A 16,944-nucleotide genomic window follows, 5' to 3' on the forward strand; every position below is an offset into this window, starting at 1 on the left:
TTCCGAGAAAAACGACCGGATTGGAGAAAAAATAGTGACCGATCTTCCGCGCCCCACGACCATGTCCGAACTGATCGGACCGCATCTGCCGTTCCTGCGGCGCTACGCGCGCGCCCTGACCGGCAACCAGGACAGCGGAGACCGCCATGCCGCCGCGACGCTGGAGGCGATCCTCGTCGACCCGACGTGTTTCGATCAGTCTCTCGGCGGCAAGGCCGGCCTCTTCAAGGTTTTCCACTCGATCTGGTCCAGCGCCGGCGCGCCGGTGCCGGAAGCCTCCGACGGGCTCAGGGGCCGCGCCATGGCGCATATGGCCAAACTGACGCCCAACACTCGCGAGGCGCTGCTTCTTCACACCGTCGAGGGGTTCAGCCTCGACGATGTCGGCGCCATCATGGAGCTCAGCGGCGACGAGGCGCAGGGGCTGGTGGACCTCGCCCGCAAGGAGATGCAGAAATCGGTGCAGGGCCGGGTGATGATCATCGAGGACGAGGCAATCATCGCCATGGACCTCGAAGGCATCGTCACCATGATGGGCCACGAGGTCACCGGCATCGCCCGCACCCGCGACGCGGCAGTGAAGATGGCGCTGGAGCAAAAGCCGGACCTGATCCTCACCGATATCCAGCTCGCCGACAATTCCAGCGGCATCGACGCGATCAACCAGATCCTGCCGGATCACGATGCGCCGGTGATCTTCATCACTGCCTTCCCCGAGCGGCTGCTGACCGGAGAGCGTCCGGAGCCCGCGTTCCTGATCGCCAAGCCCTACGAGCCTGATCAGGTGATCAGTGCGGTCAGCCAGGCGATGTTCTTCGCCTCGACCGAAACCCTCAAGGCCTGACACGACAACGCGCGCCGGCGCCCCGCCGGCGCGCTGTTGCTTGCCCGCCCGGCGGATCAGATCGCCGCGACGAACCCCTCGACAAAGCTCGCCAGCCGTTCCCGCGTATCCGCGTCCTTCAGCTCGCCGGTTTCGTCGAACTTTTCCCGCGCCTTCCCGACCATCAGCCGCCCCTCGTACCAGGGCCGCGTGCCCAGCGTCCGCAGCACCGGCCACCAGGCGTCCTGCGCCAGCACCGTGCCGAAGGCCATGGGCGAAGCGCCGATCACCGCGACGGGCTTGCCCTTGAACGCATCCGCCCCCTTGCCGCTGGCCATCCAGTCGATGGCGTTCTTGAACACGCCCGGAATCCCGTTGTTGTATTCCGGCGTCGAGAGCAGCAGCCCGTCCGCCGCCTCGAGCTGCGTCCGCAGCCGCGCCACGGCCTCCGGCGTGCCGTTGGCCGCCTCGTCGTCCCCGTTGTAGAGTGGCACACCCTCGATGGAGCCGAATTCGAGCGTCGCGCCCTCCGGCATCATGCCGGCGGCCGCGCGCAGCAGGCCGGTGTTGAACGAAGCCTTCCGGAGGCTTCCCGAAATCCCGAGTATCGTCGTCATGTGGTCACTCCTGCTGGTTTCGCCCCGGTCACGGGCCATCGGGCCCGGGCAGGCGCGAGAGGTCAAGTAGCCTGCAGCCCGGCGCGGTCCAGCCGCACCCCCGGCCCAAAGAAAAAGCCCCCGCCGGATGAGGGCGGGGGAGGGAGGGACAGGGCAGGCACCCTGAAGTTCGATTACGAGGCAGCAATCGAACGCAGCATCCATGCAGCTTTCTCGTGGAAAGCGGCGCGGGCCGTGGCGAGGTCGCCGGTCACCGGGTCGTTGTTCGACTCCGACATCTCGACCAACGCGCGCAGACGGTGCGCGATACGTTCGTGATCCGAGGCAAGGTCGGTGGCCATGTCACCGGCCGAGGGCGAGCCGTCGAGATCCTTGATGACCGAGGTGCCGACAATGTCGTTGATCTTCATCGGGGCCAGATGGCCAACGGCACGGATCCGTTCGGCCAGCACGTCGGTGGCAGCGAACAGCTCGCCATATTGCTCTTCGGTCAGATTGTGCAGGGCAAAGAACAGCGGGCCTTCGACGTTCCAGTGATAACCATGGGTCTTGAGCACCAGCGCATAGGTGTCCGACAGCACGTCGGCCAGGCCCTTGGCGATAGCTTCGGTGTTGCGCACACCGGTTTCAACGTTGGTGGCAGCGGGTTTGATATCGAGAACCTTGGACATCTCGGGTCTCCTTTCGGAATTGAATGAAACTCAGGTTTGCGGGCGGCAGGACGCCGTCCGACCGGTGGGCCGGTCAGCGTCCTGCGCCTCGAATTTGGCTTATGCGGCGGTGCGTTACGGCGTCTTGCCGCGCATCAGGCGCATCGCCATGGCGATGACGAAAAGCACCAGGAAGACAACGAACAGGATCTGCGCGATCCCGGCCGAGGCACTGGCGATGCCGCCAAAGCCGAAGAGGGCTGCGATCAGCGCGATCACGAGAAAGGTCAGGGCCCATCCAAGCATGGCATCTCTCCTTCGGTCGGTTGCGGTGTCCCTTGCGGGCTCTGTGCAATCAACGGAAACGGCCGCGAAAGGTTCCCCGGAGGTCCAGGGAATCTTCGCGGCCGGAGATCAGGCGGGCGTCAGGTCAGGAATAGGCGCCGGCGGAATAGGTCAGCTCGTAGCTGTGGCTGTAGATCTCGAAGATGATCCCGAACGGGTCCTCGACATAGACCATGCGATAGGGCTTCTCGTCCGGGAAATACTCCCGCACCGGCATCCGCTGCTTGCCGCCCGCGGCGACGACCTTGGCCAGAAGCCCCTCGAGGTCCGGGTCCTGCACCGCGAAGTGGAAGGTGCCGTGGCGGCGGAAGTCGAAGTTCTCCTCCGGCGCGCGGTTGCCGTCGAACTCGAACAGCTCGAAGCCGATCCCTTCGGCGGTGGACAGGTGCGCGATGCGCAGGCTGTTCCAGCCCGGCCCGAACACGTCGGTGCACATCTGCCCGATCGCGCTGTCGTCCTCCACGATCTCGCTCGGCTGCATGATGACGTAGAAGCCGAAGACCTCGGAATAGAACTTCACGGCGGCGTCGAGATCGGGAACCGACAGGCCGATATGGGAAAAGCTGCGGGGGGCGGGGGTTTTCATTTCTTGTCCTTTCACTCTGGAGCGGGCCATTCCGTCTTGCTTCAAAGGTAGACAACGCAGGCCGCTTCGTGAAATTATCATTCGGATAAAAAATCATAACAAAATGTACTGCATGATGCTCAACGCGACCTAGCTCGAAACCTTCACTGTCCTTTGCGAGACCCGGCATTTCACACGGGCCGCTGAGCGGCTGAACATGACCCAGCCGGGCGTTTCGCAGCACCTGCGCAAGCTGGAAGGCCAGATCGGCCGCCCGCTGGTCGACAAGGAGGGCAAGAGCTTCGCCCTGACGCCGGCGGGCGAGGCGGTCTTTGCGATGGGGCAGGCGCGGCGGGCGGAGGAACGGCGCCTGCGGGAGCTGGTCGAGACCGACGATCCCGATGTCGGCGCCGCCCATATCGCCTGTTCGGGCAGCTTCGCGACGCTGCTCTATCCGCACCTGCTCCGGCTGATGCACGATGCGCCCGGGTTGCAGGTCCATCTCGAGGCCGCGCCGCGCAGAAGCGTGCTCGCCGGCGTGCTGGAGGACCGGTTCGATCTCGGCATCCTTGGCGAAGACCCGCGCCACCCCCGGCTCGAGGCCCGCCAGATTGGCACCGAGGAGCTTTGCCTCGTGCTCCCCGCCGAGGCCGCCGCCGAGCCCGTCACCTTCGACGGTCTGCAGGCGCGCGGCTTCATCGGGCATCCCGACGGCTACGCCTATGCGGACGATCTGTTCGCGCTGAACTTCGAGGATGCGTTCTCCGGCGCGGATCGCCTGCGGCTGCGGGGCTTCGTCAACCAGATCGGCCAGATCCCCGCCGCCGTGGCCGCGGGTATCGGCTACACGCTGCTGCCACGCAGCGGCGTCGATGCCTATTCGGGGCGCGACCGGCTCTGGCTCGCCGCGCTGCCCCGGCGGCGGTACCACGCGCTCTGGCTCGTCCATCGCAAGGGGCGGCGGCTGAACGCGCGTCTGTCGCGGCTGTCGCAGGTCATCTGCGCGGTCGCGGACACGCTCTCGCCGGGTTGACCCGCCCGCCGGCTCAGCCCGCGATCTTCTCCACCGTCAGGTTGCCGTTGGTGTAGACGCAGATGTCCGCCGCGATCGCCATCGCCTTGCGCGCGATCTCCTCGGCGGCCAGGTCGGTGTCGATCATCGCCCGCGCCGCGGCCAGCGCGTAATTGCCGCCCGAGCCGATGGCGGCAATCCCATGTTCCGGCTCCAGCACGTCGCCCGCGCCGGTGATCACTAGCAACTCGGTGCCGTCGGTGACGATCAGCATCGCCTCCAGCTTCTGCAGGTACTTGTCGGTGCGCCAGTCCTTGGCCAGCTCCACCGCCGCGCGCGCCAGTTGTCCCGGCGTCGCCTCGAGCTTCTTCTCCAGCCGTTCCAGCAAGGTGAAGGCATCCGCCGTCGAGCCGGCAAACCCGCAGACCACGTCCGCGCCGCCGGGCGATAGCCTCCGCACCTTGCGCGCCGTGCCCTTGATCACCGTCTGGCCCAGACTCACCTGCCCGTCGCCGGCCACGACAACCTCGCCACCCTTTCGCACGCCAATGATCGTCGTCCCGTGCCAGCCGGGAAATTCGCTGTCGGCCATATCCGTCTCCGTCTCTGTCCCGGCCTATATGGCCTCCACCCGTCCCGGCGACAACCGGGCACGAAAAAGGGCGCCGAAGCGCCCTGTTCCGTTTCGGTCGTTTTCGCGGCCGGACGCGTGGTCGTTTTCCGCGGGCAAAACGACCGGAAGTCCGACCGGATCAGATCGACTCGTCGATCCAGGCCTTCAGCGCGGCCTTCGGCGCGGCGCCGATCTTGTTGGACACCACCTGGCCGTCCTTGAACAGGAACAGCGCCGGGATGCCACGCACGCCCATCTGGGCCGGCGAGTTCGGGTTCTCGTCCACGTTCACCTTGGCGATCTTGACCTTGCCTTCGTATTCCACGGCAAGCTCCTCCAGCGCGGGGCCGATCTGCTTGCAGGGGCCGCACCATTCGGCCCAGAAATCCACCACGACGGGGATGTCGGAGTTCTTCACATCAGCGTCGAAGCTGTCGTCTGTCACGGGGACGGTTGCCATTTGAGGTCTCCTTGGCATCGCGTGTTGGTGCCGGAACGTAAGGAGCCGGCCTGCCAGCGTCAAGGGAGGGGGACCCCGCTCACCGCCTCGTGCACAAGCGCCGCCGGCAGGTGCACCAACCGCGCGGATCGGGTCCACAGGATCGCTGTCCGGATCTCGTGCTCCGGGAAAACCTGTTTCAGGCCAAAGGCATAGCAACCCATCTGGCGCAGGAGCCCGAGCGGCGTTTGTTCCGCGACGTCGGGCACCAGCGCGTTGGTCTTGAAGTCCACGGCGAGCACGTGGCCGGCGCCGATCACCAGTCTGTCAATCGTGCCGTGGATACGCCGCCCGCCGAGTTCGGGCAGGCTGGCGCTCAGCGGCACCTCGGCCAGCGTTCCCGGCGCGAAAAGGAACTCCAGATCCGGTTCTTCCAGGATGCGCAGCGACTCGCGCAGCAACTCCGAGTGCTCGGGGTCGCTCACCTCCGGTCCCAGCAGGGCTGATGCGAGCGCCGGCCGGTCGGCGGGCGGGCAGGGGGCGAGGTGCTCCAGCAGCAGGTGGATGCGCGTGCCGCGCAACATCGCCGTCTCGGTGTCGAGCCCGCCGCCCTCGGCCCTCGGCTCTCCCGGCATCACCTTGGCCTCGCCCAGATCGGAGGGCGAGAGCGTCGCAGGCGGGCGGTCCGCGGCTTCGGCGGGCTGTTCGAGCCAATCGGGCAGCGACGGCGTAGCGGCTATGGCTTGCGCTTCTGGCGCCGGGCGTTTCCCGGCGGACCAGTGCGACGATTCCAGCCGCAGGCCTGGCCCTTCGGCGAAGTCATGGGCAACCGCTCTGCGCGCCTCCAGCCCGGTCTGGACCTGCTCGTACCAGCTGTCGCCGGCCTTCCCGAGGTCGCCCGCCGCGGCAACGATCAGCCATTGCTCGGCCCGGGTCATGGCGACGTACAGCAGGCGTTGGGATTCCTCGAGCTGCCGGGTGACGGCCGCCTGTTTCAGCTCGGACAGCGTCCCGGGCCCGTTACCCTGCGACATCGACCACAGAGGCACGCCCTCGGGGCCGGAAAGGAGCCGTCCCTTGTACATGCGCGGTGTTCGGCGGTTGCCGGTGTCGGGCAGGATGACGATTGGCGATTCCAGGCCCTTGGCGCCGTGGACGGTCATCACCCGGACCTTGGAACTGCGCCCCTCGGCGCGGCGTTTCACCTTGACCTCGGCGCCTTCCATCCGGGCCAGGAACCCGGTCAGCGAAAGCGGGCCGGATTGCTCGAGATCCAGCGCCTGCGCGAGCAGCGAGTCGATCCCGTCGGAGGCCTCCTCGCCCAGCCGCGCCACCAGCCGCCGCCGCCCGTCGTGGCGGATCAGCAGCCGTTCGATCAGGTCGTAGGGGCGCAGGTAGTCCAGCTGCCCGAGCAGGTCCCAGAGCATCGCCACCGTTTCGGGGAACTGCGCGGCCCGGTTCCGCAACGCACGCCAGAGGAGCTCGCCCTGTGCGCGGCCGGCGGCGAGGTCGTAGAGATCGGCTTCGGTCCAGCCGAAGAGCGGCGAGCGCAGGGCGGCGGCGAGCGAGAGATCGTCCTCGGGCGTGGCGAGGAAGCTGAGCGTGGCGCGGATGTCGCGCACGGCCAGCTCCTCGCCAAGCTTCAGAACGTCCGCCCCGGCGACCTCAAGCCCGGCGGTCTTGCAGGCGCGGATGATCTCGTGGAAGAGCGGTCCGCGGCTCTGCACCAGGACCAGCACGTCGCCGGCGCCGATGGGCCGTTCGGCAAAGCCGCTGTCCCGCTCCTCCCAGAGAAAGCCCGTATCGACCATCTCGCGGATCTGATCCGCCACCTGCCGGGCCAGCCGCATCGTGTGATGCTCGTCGCTGCGCCGGTCGACCGGGTCGAACCAGTCGCCGCTCTCGGGCTTTTCGGAGGGCTCGACCAGCGGCCAGAGATCCACCCGCCCGGGCATCTGCCCCTTGAAGGCGATGTGGCTCACCGCGTCGCCCATGCCGCGCAGGTCGCCCTGCCCGAAGGTGCAATCCACCGCGCCGAGGATCTCGCCCGAGGAGCGGAAGGAATACTTAAGCTCCAGCTGTTGCAGGCGCAGGTCGATCGCGTCCAGTCGTTCGGCGAAGGTCTGGCGCATCCGGATGAACCCCGCCGGGTCCGCGCCCTGGAACGAATAGATCGACTGCTTGAGGTCGCCCACGACGAAGATCGACCGCTCGCCTACGTCGGACCGACCCGCGCCGGAGGTGAACTCCCGCGTCAGGTGCTCGATCACCCGCCATTGCAGGGGGCTGGTGTCCTGCGCCTCGTCGACCAGCACGTGGTCGATCCCGCCGTCGAGCTTGTAGAGCACCCATTCCGCGATGCCGGGTTGCGCCAGCAGGCGTTCGGCGCGCTCGATCTGGTCGTCGAAGTCGAGCCAGCCGCCCTCCTCCTTGCGCCGGGCGTATTCCGGCAGGAAGGCCGCGGCGAAGCGATGCAGGGCGAGGGTGCGGCGCCCGGCCTCGATGGCCATGAGGCGCTGACGCGTTTCGGCGACCTCCTCCGAGAGGGTGTCGAAATCGTCGGCCAGCGCCCCGAGCGCCTCGCGCGCCTTTTTGGTCAGCGCACTGGGCTTCGGCCGGTGGATGTTCTCGCCCGAGGCATAGAGGCAGGCACGGCAGAGCGTGTCGAAGGACGCAGGGTCGATGCCGTTGGTGATCACCTGCCGCAGGTGGCCGGCGAGGGTGACCATCGTGGCCGACTGGCCGCCGAGCGTGTCGGCGATGGCGTCGAGCGCGAGGCCGGAACAGGTGACGTCCAGCGCGGCGAAGGCGGCCGGCGCGTCGAAGCCCGGAGGCAGATCGTAGAGCGCGAGCACCGCGTCCCGGCTCGGCGCGGCGGGAAAGAGGGTACGGTGGGCGGAGATTTCCGAGGCCAGCCCGGTCAGGTCTGAATCGCCGATCAGCGCGGCCATCTCGGCGAAGGCCTCCGGTGCGCGGAGCGCGACCGTGTCCAGCACCTCGGTCTGAAGCCGAGCGGTGGCATCCTCGTCAAGCTCGGTGAAGCCCGGGCTGACCCCGGCCTCCAGCGGGAAGCGCCGCAGCAGCCCGGCGCAGAACGAGTGGATGGTCTGGATCTTCAGCCCGCCCGGCGTCTCGATGGCGCGCGCAAAGAGCCGCCGCGCCCGGGCCAGCGTGTCCGCATCGAGCGCCCGCGCGACGCCAAGCTGCGCCAGCGCCTCACGCAGTTCGTCATCCTCGCGCATCGACCACTCGCCGAGGCGCCGGAACAGCCGGTTCTGCATCTCGGAGGCGGCGGCCTTGGTGTAAGTGAGGCAGAGGATGTTCTGGGGCGGCACGTCGTCGAGCAGCAGGCGAGCCACCCGGTCGGTCAGCACCCGCGTCTTGCCGGAGCCGGCGTTGGCCGACAGCCAGGTGGAGGCGCGCGGGTCTGCGGCGGTGATCTGGTGGCGGGTGGCCTCGTCGAACTGCAACGTCGTCATTCGCTGGCCTCCTCCGGGCCGACACGCACGGGCCGTGCGTCGTCGGTCAGGTCCCATTCGCCATAGCGGGCGAGGTGGTCGTAATCGCCGGCAAAACTGGTGAGCTGCGCGGCGCGGATCGCGGTGTAGCCCTGCTCGCGGCGGTTGTAGCGGCCGATCAGCGCCTGCAGCCGCTCCCAAGTCGTGTCGGGCAGGCGACCGTCGTCGTCCTCCATCTTGAGCATCCTGTCCGCGCCCGAGGTGCCGATGGCGATATAGCCCAGCCCGTCCAGCCGCGCCTGGCCGGCGGGGCCGGCGACGGCGAAGCCGCCGCGCTCCAGCATCGCGCCTTCCAGCGGCAGCTGCTTCTCGAAGTGCTTCACCTCGGGATCGGTGGGCGGCTTGCCGGACTTGTAGTCGTAGATCGTGAAGCGGCCGTCGGTCAGCTTGTCGATCCGGTCGGGTCGGGCCGTGAGCCGGAAGTTCAGACCGGGCAGCTCCACCGCGCCCTGCCGTTCGGTCAGAACCGGCGTGCCGGCGGCCAGCCGCTCCAGCTCGCCCTCGACGATCCGGTCCGCCACCGACATCAGCCGGGCGTGCCAGAGCGCCTGCATCGAGGGTAGCGGCGTCGCCTGTCTGAGTTCGGCCCAGGCAAGTTCCGACAGCCGCTCCCGCGCCGCGGCGGCATCGTCCTGCCACTCGGCGCGGCAGGCGAGGAAGGCCTCCATGATCCGGTGCAGCGCGGTGCCGCGCAGCCGTGCGTCCGGGCTTGGCGCGAGCGGCGCCAACGGGCGCAGGCGCAGGATCTGGCTGGCGTAGACGGCGTAGGGGTCGCGGATCAGCTTCGTGATCGAGGTCACGGCCAGCTCGCGCGGACGCTTCTCCACCGGCGGCATCGGCGAGGGGCGTGGCTCCGGGTCGACCCGGTCCGCGGGGCGGTCCACCTCCGCTGCCAGTGACAGCCAGTGCCGCCCGCGCGATCGCATCGCCTCCAGCGCAGCCTTGCTCTCCGGCCCGATGCCGTCGAGGAGGTTCACCAGCCGGTTCAGCCAGCGGGAGGGCACGGTCTCGGCTTCCTCGTTGCGGGTGGCGCGGGTCAGCATGACCTCGGGGGCGGCAATCGCGATCTGGAAGTCATGGGCGGCAAGGCCGATCCGCCGGTCGGGCAGTAGTAGCCCCGCATCGGCCCGCATCTGCCGGTTGAGCCAGGTGTCCGGGCCCGGAAGGTCGGGCCAGGTGCCGTCGTTGAGGCCGGCGAGGATCGTCAGGTCGGCGCTCTGCACCCGCGCCTCCAGCGTGCCCCAGATCATCACGCCGGGATGGGAACGCGCCGGGTCCTGCACCGTGTAGGTGCCGAGGTGGCTGTTGAGCAGGCTGGCGAAATCGCGGGCGGCGAGCGTGCCGCCGCGCGCGCCGGCAGCGCCGAGCGCCTCGACGGCCGCCAGGGCCTGCTCGCCGGCCTTGCCCTGCCAGAGCCGGCCGCTGCCCGCCCCGCCGGGCCCGGCGGCGAGCGCCTCGGCCAGGGTTCGGAGCTGCGCGACGTGTGTGCCCACCTCCATTGGCTGGCCCCGGTAGATCCCGTCGAGGAGCGCGCTCAGCCAGTCGGCCCAGGCGGCGCGACCGTCCTCGACACGGCTCTTCGCCACCCATTCCGCCAGGTCGTCGCGCCCGGGCTGGGCAATCGCCCTGCGGCGGAGGCGGATCTCCAGCTCGCGGGTCCAGATCAGGTGCTGGCCGCGCGTCTCCGGGGCGGAATGCGCCAGCGGATGCTTGAGCAGCGACAGCAGCAGCGGCAGTTCGGGCGGGGCGAGGCGCAGCTCGTTCACCAGCCGCAGGAACCGGCCCGGCGCGCTCTGGTGCAACGGCTCGCCGGCGCTGTCGTCGGGCTCGATGCCCCAGCGTTGCAGCGCGGCCGCGACCCGACGGGTCAGCATCCGGTCGGGGGTGATGAGCGCGGCGACCTGGCCGTCCGCTACCGCCTGCCGCAGGCGCAGGGCAATCGCCGCCGCCTCCATCCGCTGGTTCGGCGCCTCCAGCAGGGTCATCGGGGCGGTGGCTGATTCGATGCCTGTGAGGTGCCGCCCCTCGGCGCGCCACTGATCGGTGACCGGCGCGGGGCGCAGGGCGAGCGAGACCAGCCGGTTGCGCTCGGGCGCCGGGGCGGGGGCCTCGGTCCAGGGGCGAATGTCGCCGGGAGCGAGGTCGAGCGCGCGCATCAGCGCGCGGAACCGGTACTGCGGGTGGTCCTCGCCCTCCATCGACCGGTCGAGCGCCGCCCAGACCCTCTCCGGCTGGTCGAAATCCACGCCGGGCAGCACGACATAGCCCTGCGGCAGCCGCGCCACCGCTTCCATCAGCATCCGCGTCGGGCCGCGCGAGCCAGTGGAGCCGGCGATCACGATGGGATCGGTCGGCGGCTCGGTCTGCCACCGCTCGATCAGCGCCTCCACCACCCGCCGTTGCCGCGCCTCCGGCCCGGCCAGCGCCTCTGCCCGCGCGCCGAAATGGGCAAAGGCGGCCTCGACGATGGTGCGCCCGCGCTTCCAGTGTTCGGCAAAGGCGCCGACGTCCAGATCCGCGAGCGCCTCGGCATCGACTCCCTCGCCGTGCATCTCGTCGATCAACGCGGAGAGCGAGTCGGCCAGGTCGAACGCCGCGCCGCGCGGGGCGAGGCCCGCATCCCGTTCGATCAGGGTGAGCAACAGCTCCGCGAGGTCCAGCTTCTGGTAGAGCGGCGGCAGGACCGGCGGGATCTCGGGAAAGCCCGGATCGTTCGCCAGATCGCCGACCAGCCGCAGGCGTGGCAGCAGGCGAGGTGGGCCGGCGTCGAACACCTCGCGGATCCGCCGTCGCATCCGTCCGCTGTTGGCAAAGATCGTGACCCGCGCCCAGGCGAGCGGATCGTCGGAGGGAAGCCGCTCGGCCAGCCCCTCGACCAGCGCCTCCGCATGGGCCACGCCCGGTGCCAATCCGAACAGGCGCGCCTGCGCCGCCTCAGGCATCCGCGGCCTCGGCCAGAAGCGCCTCGGCGGTGGCGATGCTCTCGGGCCGGCCCACGTCGCACCAGGCGCCGGAATGCAACACACCGTGCAGGCGGCCGCGCGCGAGCATCCTGTCCCACAGCAGGTTGAGCGAGAACGCCGTCTCGGGGATCTCGTGCAGCATGTCGGTCCGCAGGATCTGCGCGCCGGTATAGATCGCGCCGGGCCCGCGGCGGATGCGGCCATCCTCGCCCTGCAGGAAATCGCCCTTCCCGGCATGGCCGTGGGCGCTCTCGGGCCGGACCAGCAGCAGCAGCCCGTCCATGCGCTCCGGCTGCCAGGCGGCGCGGAGCGTGTCGAACGGGTTGGCGCCGGTCCAGATGGCGTCCGTGTTGAGGGTGAAGACCGGACCGTTGCCGAGCAGCGGCAGTGCCTTGCGCAGCCCGCCGCCGGTTTCGAGGATCTCCGGCGCCTCGTGCGAGATGTCGAGACCGGGCCGGTCGGCCAGGTGCGTGGCGATCTGGTCGGCCAGGTAATGCGTGTTGACCACCCGGCGCGACGGGCCGGCGGCCTCCACCAGGTCCAGCGCGTGATCGAGCAGGCTGCGCCCGGCGACTGGCAGCAGCGGCTTGGGGCGGGTCCGGGTCAGCTCGCCCATCCGGGTGCCGAACCCGGCGGCAAACAGCATCACGGCGTCGGGCATGTCCCGCATAGGCTCCTGATCCTTTCGAGTCGGTCCGTGTCGGGTGCCGGCAGCACCCCGTCGAGAAAGTCGCGCAGGTCGGCGAGGGCGGGATCGGCGAGATCGGCTTGCAGATGCGCCCAGACGCGGGGAATGAGCGCCACGTACTGCGGCTTGCCGAAATGCATCGAGAGCCGCGCAAAGACCCCGAGGATGCGCAGGTTGCGCTGCGCGCCGCTGGTGGCGAAGGCGGTGCGGAAGGCGGCGGCGTCGGTGCCGCTGCCCGCGATGTAATGGGCGACCATCGCCTCGCGCACCTCGGGGGTCACGTCGCGGCGGGCGTCCTCGAGCAGCGAGACGAGGTCGTAGGCGGGGTGGCCGGCGAAGGCGTCCTGGAAATCGAGCAACCCGACACGCGCCGCGCCGTCGCGCTCCGGCAGCCAGATCAGGTTCTCGGCATGGAAATCGCGCAGCGCCAGCACCGGGCGGGCCGGGGCCATGGCGTCCAGCGACTTGCGCACCAGCCTCTCGCAGCGGGCGACCGTGTCGAGGCCGGGGGGCATGCCGCAGCCCTCGGCGTACCACGTCAGGGCCAGGTCGACGGCCTTCGCCATCTGCGGCGGGCCGAAGGCGGGCAGGCCGTCGGGGGCGGGGTGGCGGTGCAGCTCCAGCAGCGCATCGGTCGCGGCGCGGTAGAGGCCGGCCTCGCGGTTCGGGTCTTCATCGATCAGCCGGGCGAAGAGGGCGTCGCCCAGATCCTCCAGCAGCAGGAAGCCCGCGTCCTGGTCTTCCGCTAGCACCTTGGGAGCGGAGAGGCCCAGACCGGACAGATGCGCGCCGATCCGCAGGAAGGGGCCGACATCGTTGCCGGCCTCGGGCGGGGCGTCCATCAGCACGGCGGTCCGGCCATCAACGCGGGTGAGCCGCTCGTAGCGGCGGGTGGAGGCGTCACCCGCAAGCGGAACCGCGGCGGCCGCGCCCCAGCCGGCGCGGTCGAGGAACGCCTGGCGGCGATCGGCGCGGCTCACCGGCTCACCCCTGCGTCGGCGAGGCGGCGCGCGAGGGCGGTCCAGCGCGGCCCGATTGCGGTGAGCTTCGCGATCCGTCCGTCCGAGGCCGGGTCGGCCGAAAGCGCGATCTCCAGCGCGCCTGGCGGCGTCGCCTCGCCGAGCCGGTCGGGCCATTCCACGAGGCAGATCGCCGTGCCGAAAGCCGCGTCGAGGCCAAGCTCGAACACGTCGTCCGGCCCGCCGAGGCGGTAAAGGTCCGCGTGCCAGACCTCGGCCTCGCCCAGATCGTAGGTCTGCACGAGCGTGTAGGTCGGCGAGGGGATGTCTTCCTGCGGCCGCTCATGCGCCGCGAGCAGGGCCCGGATCACCGCGCGGGCGAGGTGGCTTTTGCCGGCGCCGATCGGGCCGGACAGAAGCACCACGGACCCCGGCCCAAGCACCCCGGCAAGGGCAGTGCCTAACGCCTCCGTCGCCTCGGGGTCGGCGAGCGCGAGCGACAGGTCCAGACGGGGAGGGGCGGGGCTCTGCATGCCCGCACACTAGCGTTCTCGCAACCGCCCGCAACCGGAACAGTGCACCTTGCGCTACGAGATACGGGCAGGGACCTTGGGCCAGACCTTGGTGGGAGTGCGGTGCGGTGCAGCGCTCACTTTGGTCGCGAAAGCGGCGAGCGTCGCATGCCCGGACAGAGGCGAGAAACGGCAGCCGAGAAACCGGCCGTCCACCAGCTGCACTTCGGCCGTCCATTCGGCCCTTTCGCCGTCCTGGTGCACGAAGTCTCGCAGGTCGCCCCAGACCGGTGTCGGCCGGCAGCGGATCTGCCAGATCCCGGTGGCGTCGGTTACGGCCGTCTCGCCCAGCTTGGACTCGGGGTCGTGCTGCCAGAGCTCGCGATAGCTACGGTTGCAATAGACCAACGCGCCGGACGCGTTGAAGACAGCGATCGCATCGTCGAGCGTGTCGAGCACGGCGCGGCCGAGGTCCAGCTCGGCCCGGAACCGCCGGGTGGCCGAGATCTCGGCGCTGATATCCTCGAACAGGAACGCGATGGCGCCGTTCGGATGCGGCCGGCCAGTGACGCTGTAGGTCTGGCCGGAGGGCAGTGACCAGGTTTCCTGGAAGGTGCCCGAGGCGGCGGCGCTTTCCAGCTCGGTGATGTCCTTGCGCCAGCTCCGATAGTTCTTGGGCTCCGGCATTCGCCGGTGCTCCCGCAACTGGTCGAGGAACTCGAACAGCGTCGGTTGGGCGCTGAGAAACGAGGGCTCCAGTGCCGACAGGTCCGTCATCGCCGGGTTGAACAGCGCGAGCCGGCGCTCCTTGTCGAAGATCGCGAGGCCGGTGGGCAGGTGGGCGAAGGTCTTGGTGAGGGTCTGGACGAATTCGCGCAGAGAGCCCTCCGCGCGCACCAGCTTGTCGGCGGGCAGCGCAAAGACCAGCGTATCCTCTTCCTGTGCTTCGTCGTAGCTGTCGAACCAGAGCGGCGCGCTCTCGTCCGGCACGGTGATCGACAGCCGCCGCGGTGGTTCGGCCATGTCCGGACCGACGGGGCGTTGGGTAAACAGCCGGGGCAGGGGCCATCCGACTGTGTCGGGCGTCTCCGACACCCGCCGCACGAGGTTGACATAGGCGGCATTGGCCCAGCGGACGGCGCCGGTGGCGTCTTCCTTCCAGACCAACATCGGCGCATCGTCGATGACGCCGCGCAGGGTCGCCAGCTCCTCCGCGATCGCGGCCTGGCTGAAGCGGTCGGGCACCGGGCCGGTCTCGGGCAAACTGTCGTGTCCTTCTCGAAACACGATCCGGGCCAGCCCGCTGCGCCATTCCGCCTCCACCCGGTTGCCTGACACCGGATCGCTGAGTTCGATCCGCTGGCGTTCGGCAAGGTCGCCGACCTCGGCGGCGAAATCCGGGAAGCGGGCGCTCAGGACCGCCACGGTGCGCGGCCAGTCCTCGAGAAACGTCGGCCCGGTTTCCAGCATGGCGCGGGCGTCGGCGGTGGCATCGACGAGCTGGGTGTCCTCGAAGAGGAAGACCACCCTGTCCCCCATCTGCTCCATCGGCGCCCAACTCACGCGGCGGGACGGGAGGAACGTGCCCATCGCGACGAGTGCCAGAAGCGCCGTTCCCATGGAGGAGATTGCGAGGACCAATCCCAGCGATAGGTCGAATGTCTGCATGGGCTGCTCGGTCCCCTTGACGCTGACTGCGTCGGGAAGCGTGAGACCCAAATGGTTAAGCGGGCGTTAACCGTGCGATGTTCAACCGACGGGAATCTGGAGGTTTTCGCCCAATCCGGCGCTGGTTTCGTCGTCTTCTGCGGCGATGAGGTTTCTCGGCCACACCACTTCGACAATGGCGCCGCTGCGGGCGGGGCGTTCGGACTCGGTCAGGAAGGGGTCCGCGCCGTTGGAGAAGGTCAGCTGGGCGCCGGAGCGTTCGAGCAGCGTCTTGGCGATGAAGAGGCCGAGGCCCATGCCGTCGTATTCCGGCCGGCTGGCCCTGTCGGACTGCGATTTTCGGATGCGCATGAAGGGATCGCCGATCCGGCCGATGGCATTGGGCGGAAAGCCACGGCCGTCGTCGGAGATGCGGATAATCACCTTGTCCTCGGTCCACTTGGCATCGACCCATACCGTCGAGACCGAGAAATCCACCGCGTTCTGCACCAGGTTGCGCAGGCCGTGGATGATCTCCGGTCGGCGCCGGATCGAGGGTTGCCGGCTGCCCCCGCCCGTGCCGGGGGCGACGTCGAATTCGATCTGCTTGCCGCGGTCCTCGTGCGGCTCGGCGGCTTCCCGGATCACCGTGTCGAGCGGCGCGTGCCGCATGTGCAGGTCGTCCTTCCCGGCTCGGCCCATCGAGCGCAAGATGTCGCGGCAGCGGTCGGCCTGATCGCGGATCAGTTCTGCATCGAGACGCAGGTCCTCGTCGTCTTCCAGCTCCTCGATCAGCTCCGAGCTGACCAGCTTGATCGTCGCCAGCGGGGTGCCGAGCTCGTGCGCGGCCGCGGCCACGACGCCGCCGAGGTCGGTCAGCTTCTGTTCCCGGGCCAGCGCCATCTGCGTGGCGACCAGAGCGTCGGACATCGAGTTGATCTCGCCGGCGACCCGGCGGGCGTAGAGCGCGAGAAAGGCCACGCCGATCACAATCGCCACCCAGAAGCCGAAGCGAAAGATGTCGGGCATCTGCAGCAGCTCGCCGCGGTCGGTCTGCAGCGGGATGTGCACGAACAGCAACATGGTGATGAAAAGCACCGCCAGCCCGCCGAGAATGAGGGTCGAGCGCGCCCCCAGGGCCGTTGCCGAGATTGTGACCGGTGCGAGGACCAGCAGGGCAAAGGGATTGTCGAGCCCGCCGGTGAAGTAGAGCAGCATGGTCAGCAGCGTCAGGTCGAACGCCAGCGTCAACAGCGTCTCATTCTCGGAAAGCCGCTTGTTCTGCGGATAAACGAATACTGCCAACAGGTTGGCGATGATCGCGAGCCCGATCGCCGCGAAGCAGGGGCCGAGCGGCACCTGCACGCGGTAGACCGACAACGCGATGAAGATCGCCGCGATCTGCCCGCTGACTGCGACCCAGCGTAGCACGATCATCGTGTGCAGACGGACCCAGTGGCTCCTCGACATTCCGTCAAATACCGGAAATGAAGTGTCAGCCATGCGCGCTCCTGAATCTGGACTGGGCAGTTCGACCGCCTTGATAGCCCGGGTTCAAAGCCTCGGCAAACGACACTGCACCGGAGGATTGGA

14 protein-coding genes and 1 pseudogene are annotated in these 16,944 nt (G+C 69.0%); 2 read left to right on the plus strand and 13 right to left on the minus strand.

Annotated features, from left to right (window positions below; all coding sequences use genetic code 11):
- Nucleotides 1-61 precede the first annotated feature (61 nt).
- On the plus strand, nucleotides 62-844 hold the full coding sequence (locus ACFQ2S_RS21775; protein ID WP_386078366.1) for a response regulator: 783 nt from the start codon (nucleotides 62-64) through the stop codon (nucleotides 842-844).
- Nucleotides 845-900: 56 nt separating this feature from the next.
- Here ACFQ2S_RS21775 and ACFQ2S_RS21780 read toward each other — a convergent pair whose 3' ends face one another.
- The 4 genes from ACFQ2S_RS21780 to ACFQ2S_RS21795 all read right to left on the minus strand — a co-directional run bounded on the left by ACFQ2S_RS21780 (nucleotide 901) and on the right by ACFQ2S_RS21795 (nucleotide 3,021).
- Entirely contained in the window at nucleotides 901-1,440 is a 540-nt protein-coding gene (locus tag ACFQ2S_RS21780) for an NADPH-dependent FMN reductase (protein ID WP_386077977.1), read from the minus strand.
- Nucleotides 1,441-1,613: 173 nt separating this feature from the next.
- Nucleotides 1,614-2,111, minus strand: coding sequence for a Dps family protein (locus tag ACFQ2S_RS21785; protein WP_386077979.1), 498 nt, complete (start codon nucleotides 2,109-2,111; stop codon nucleotides 1,614-1,616).
- A gap of 114 nt (nucleotides 2,112-2,225) precedes the next feature.
- Nucleotides 2,226-2,396, minus strand: coding sequence for a DUF1328 domain-containing protein (locus ACFQ2S_RS21790; RefSeq protein ID WP_089234609.1), 171 nt, complete (start codon nucleotides 2,394-2,396; stop codon nucleotides 2,226-2,228).
- A gap of 124 nt (nucleotides 2,397-2,520) precedes the next feature.
- Nucleotides 2,521-3,021: a lactoylglutathione lyase family protein gene (locus ACFQ2S_RS21795; RefSeq protein WP_386077982.1), complete on the minus strand. Its 501-nt coding sequence runs from the start codon at nucleotides 3,019-3,021 to the stop codon at nucleotides 2,521-2,523.
- 115 nt (nucleotides 3,022-3,136) lie between these two features.
- Here ACFQ2S_RS21795 and ACFQ2S_RS21800 point away from each other — a divergent pair.
- Nucleotides 3,137-4,033, plus strand: a pseudogene (locus ACFQ2S_RS21800) (LysR family transcriptional regulator).
- A 13-nt stretch (nucleotides 4,034-4,046) separates the two neighbouring features.
- Here ACFQ2S_RS21800 and hslV read toward each other — a convergent pair.
- The 9 genes from hslV to regB form a co-directional block, all read right to left on the minus strand.
- A complete protein-coding gene (gene hslV / locus ACFQ2S_RS21805; RefSeq protein ID WP_386077985.1) occupies nucleotides 4,047-4,604 on the minus strand; it encodes an ATP-dependent protease subunit HslV in 558 nt (185 codons plus the stop codon).
- A gap of 160 nt (nucleotides 4,605-4,764) precedes the next feature.
- On the minus strand, nucleotides 4,765-5,085 hold the full coding sequence (gene trxA / locus ACFQ2S_RS21810) for a thioredoxin (RefSeq protein WP_386077988.1): 321 nt from the start codon (nucleotides 5,083-5,085) through the stop codon (nucleotides 4,765-4,767).
- Between the two features lie 59 nt (nucleotides 5,086-5,144).
- The gene (gene addA, locus ACFQ2S_RS21815; protein ID WP_386077990.1) at nucleotides 5,145-8,543 is read right to left on the minus strand and encodes a double-strand break repair helicase AddA; all 3,399 of its coding nucleotides are present in this window, start codon (nucleotides 8,541-8,543) and stop codon (nucleotides 5,145-5,147) included.
- Complete coding sequence (gene addB, locus ACFQ2S_RS21820) at nucleotides 8,540-11,524, minus strand: double-strand break repair protein AddB (RefSeq protein ID WP_386077993.1); 2,985 nt, start codon at nucleotides 11,522-11,524, stop codon at nucleotides 8,540-8,542. Before addB ends, addA begins: the two co-directional genes overlap by 4 nt.
- Entirely contained in the window at nucleotides 11,517-12,215 is a 699-nt protein-coding gene (locus ACFQ2S_RS21825) for a nucleotidyltransferase family protein (protein WP_386077996.1), read from the minus strand. Before ACFQ2S_RS21825 ends, addB begins: the two co-directional genes overlap by 8 nt.
- Entirely contained in the window at nucleotides 12,191-13,213 is a 1,023-nt protein-coding gene (locus ACFQ2S_RS21830) for an aminoglycoside phosphotransferase family protein (protein ID WP_386077999.1), read from the minus strand. The genes ACFQ2S_RS21825 and ACFQ2S_RS21830 overlap by 25 nt, the downstream gene beginning before the upstream one ends.
- Nucleotides 13,210-13,725 carry a tRNA (adenosine(37)-N6)-threonylcarbamoyltransferase complex ATPase subunit type 1 TsaE gene (gene tsaE / locus ACFQ2S_RS21835; protein WP_386078002.1) on the minus strand — a complete coding sequence of 172 codons (516 nt, stop codon included), beginning with the start codon at nucleotides 13,723-13,725 and terminating at the stop codon, nucleotides 13,210-13,212. Before tsaE ends, ACFQ2S_RS21830 begins: the two co-directional genes overlap by 4 nt.
- Nucleotides 13,726-13,779: 54 nt before the next feature.
- The gene (locus ACFQ2S_RS21840) at nucleotides 13,780-15,372 is read right to left on the minus strand and encodes a PAS-domain containing protein (protein ID WP_386078005.1); all 1,593 of its coding nucleotides are present in this window, start codon (nucleotides 15,370-15,372) and stop codon (nucleotides 13,780-13,782) included.
- A gap of 81 nt (nucleotides 15,373-15,453) precedes the next feature.
- Entirely contained in the window at nucleotides 15,454-16,854 is a 1,401-nt protein-coding gene (gene regB / locus ACFQ2S_RS21845) for a sensor histidine kinase RegB (protein ID WP_386078007.1), read from the minus strand.
- Nucleotides 16,855-16,944 lie beyond the last annotated feature (90 nt).

It is taken from the genome of Tropicimonas aquimaris (genome assembly GCF_042676185.1).
In the GTDB taxonomy this organism is placed as follows: Bacteria; Pseudomonadota; Alphaproteobacteria; order Rhodobacterales; family Rhodobacteraceae; genus Tropicimonas; species Tropicimonas aquimaris.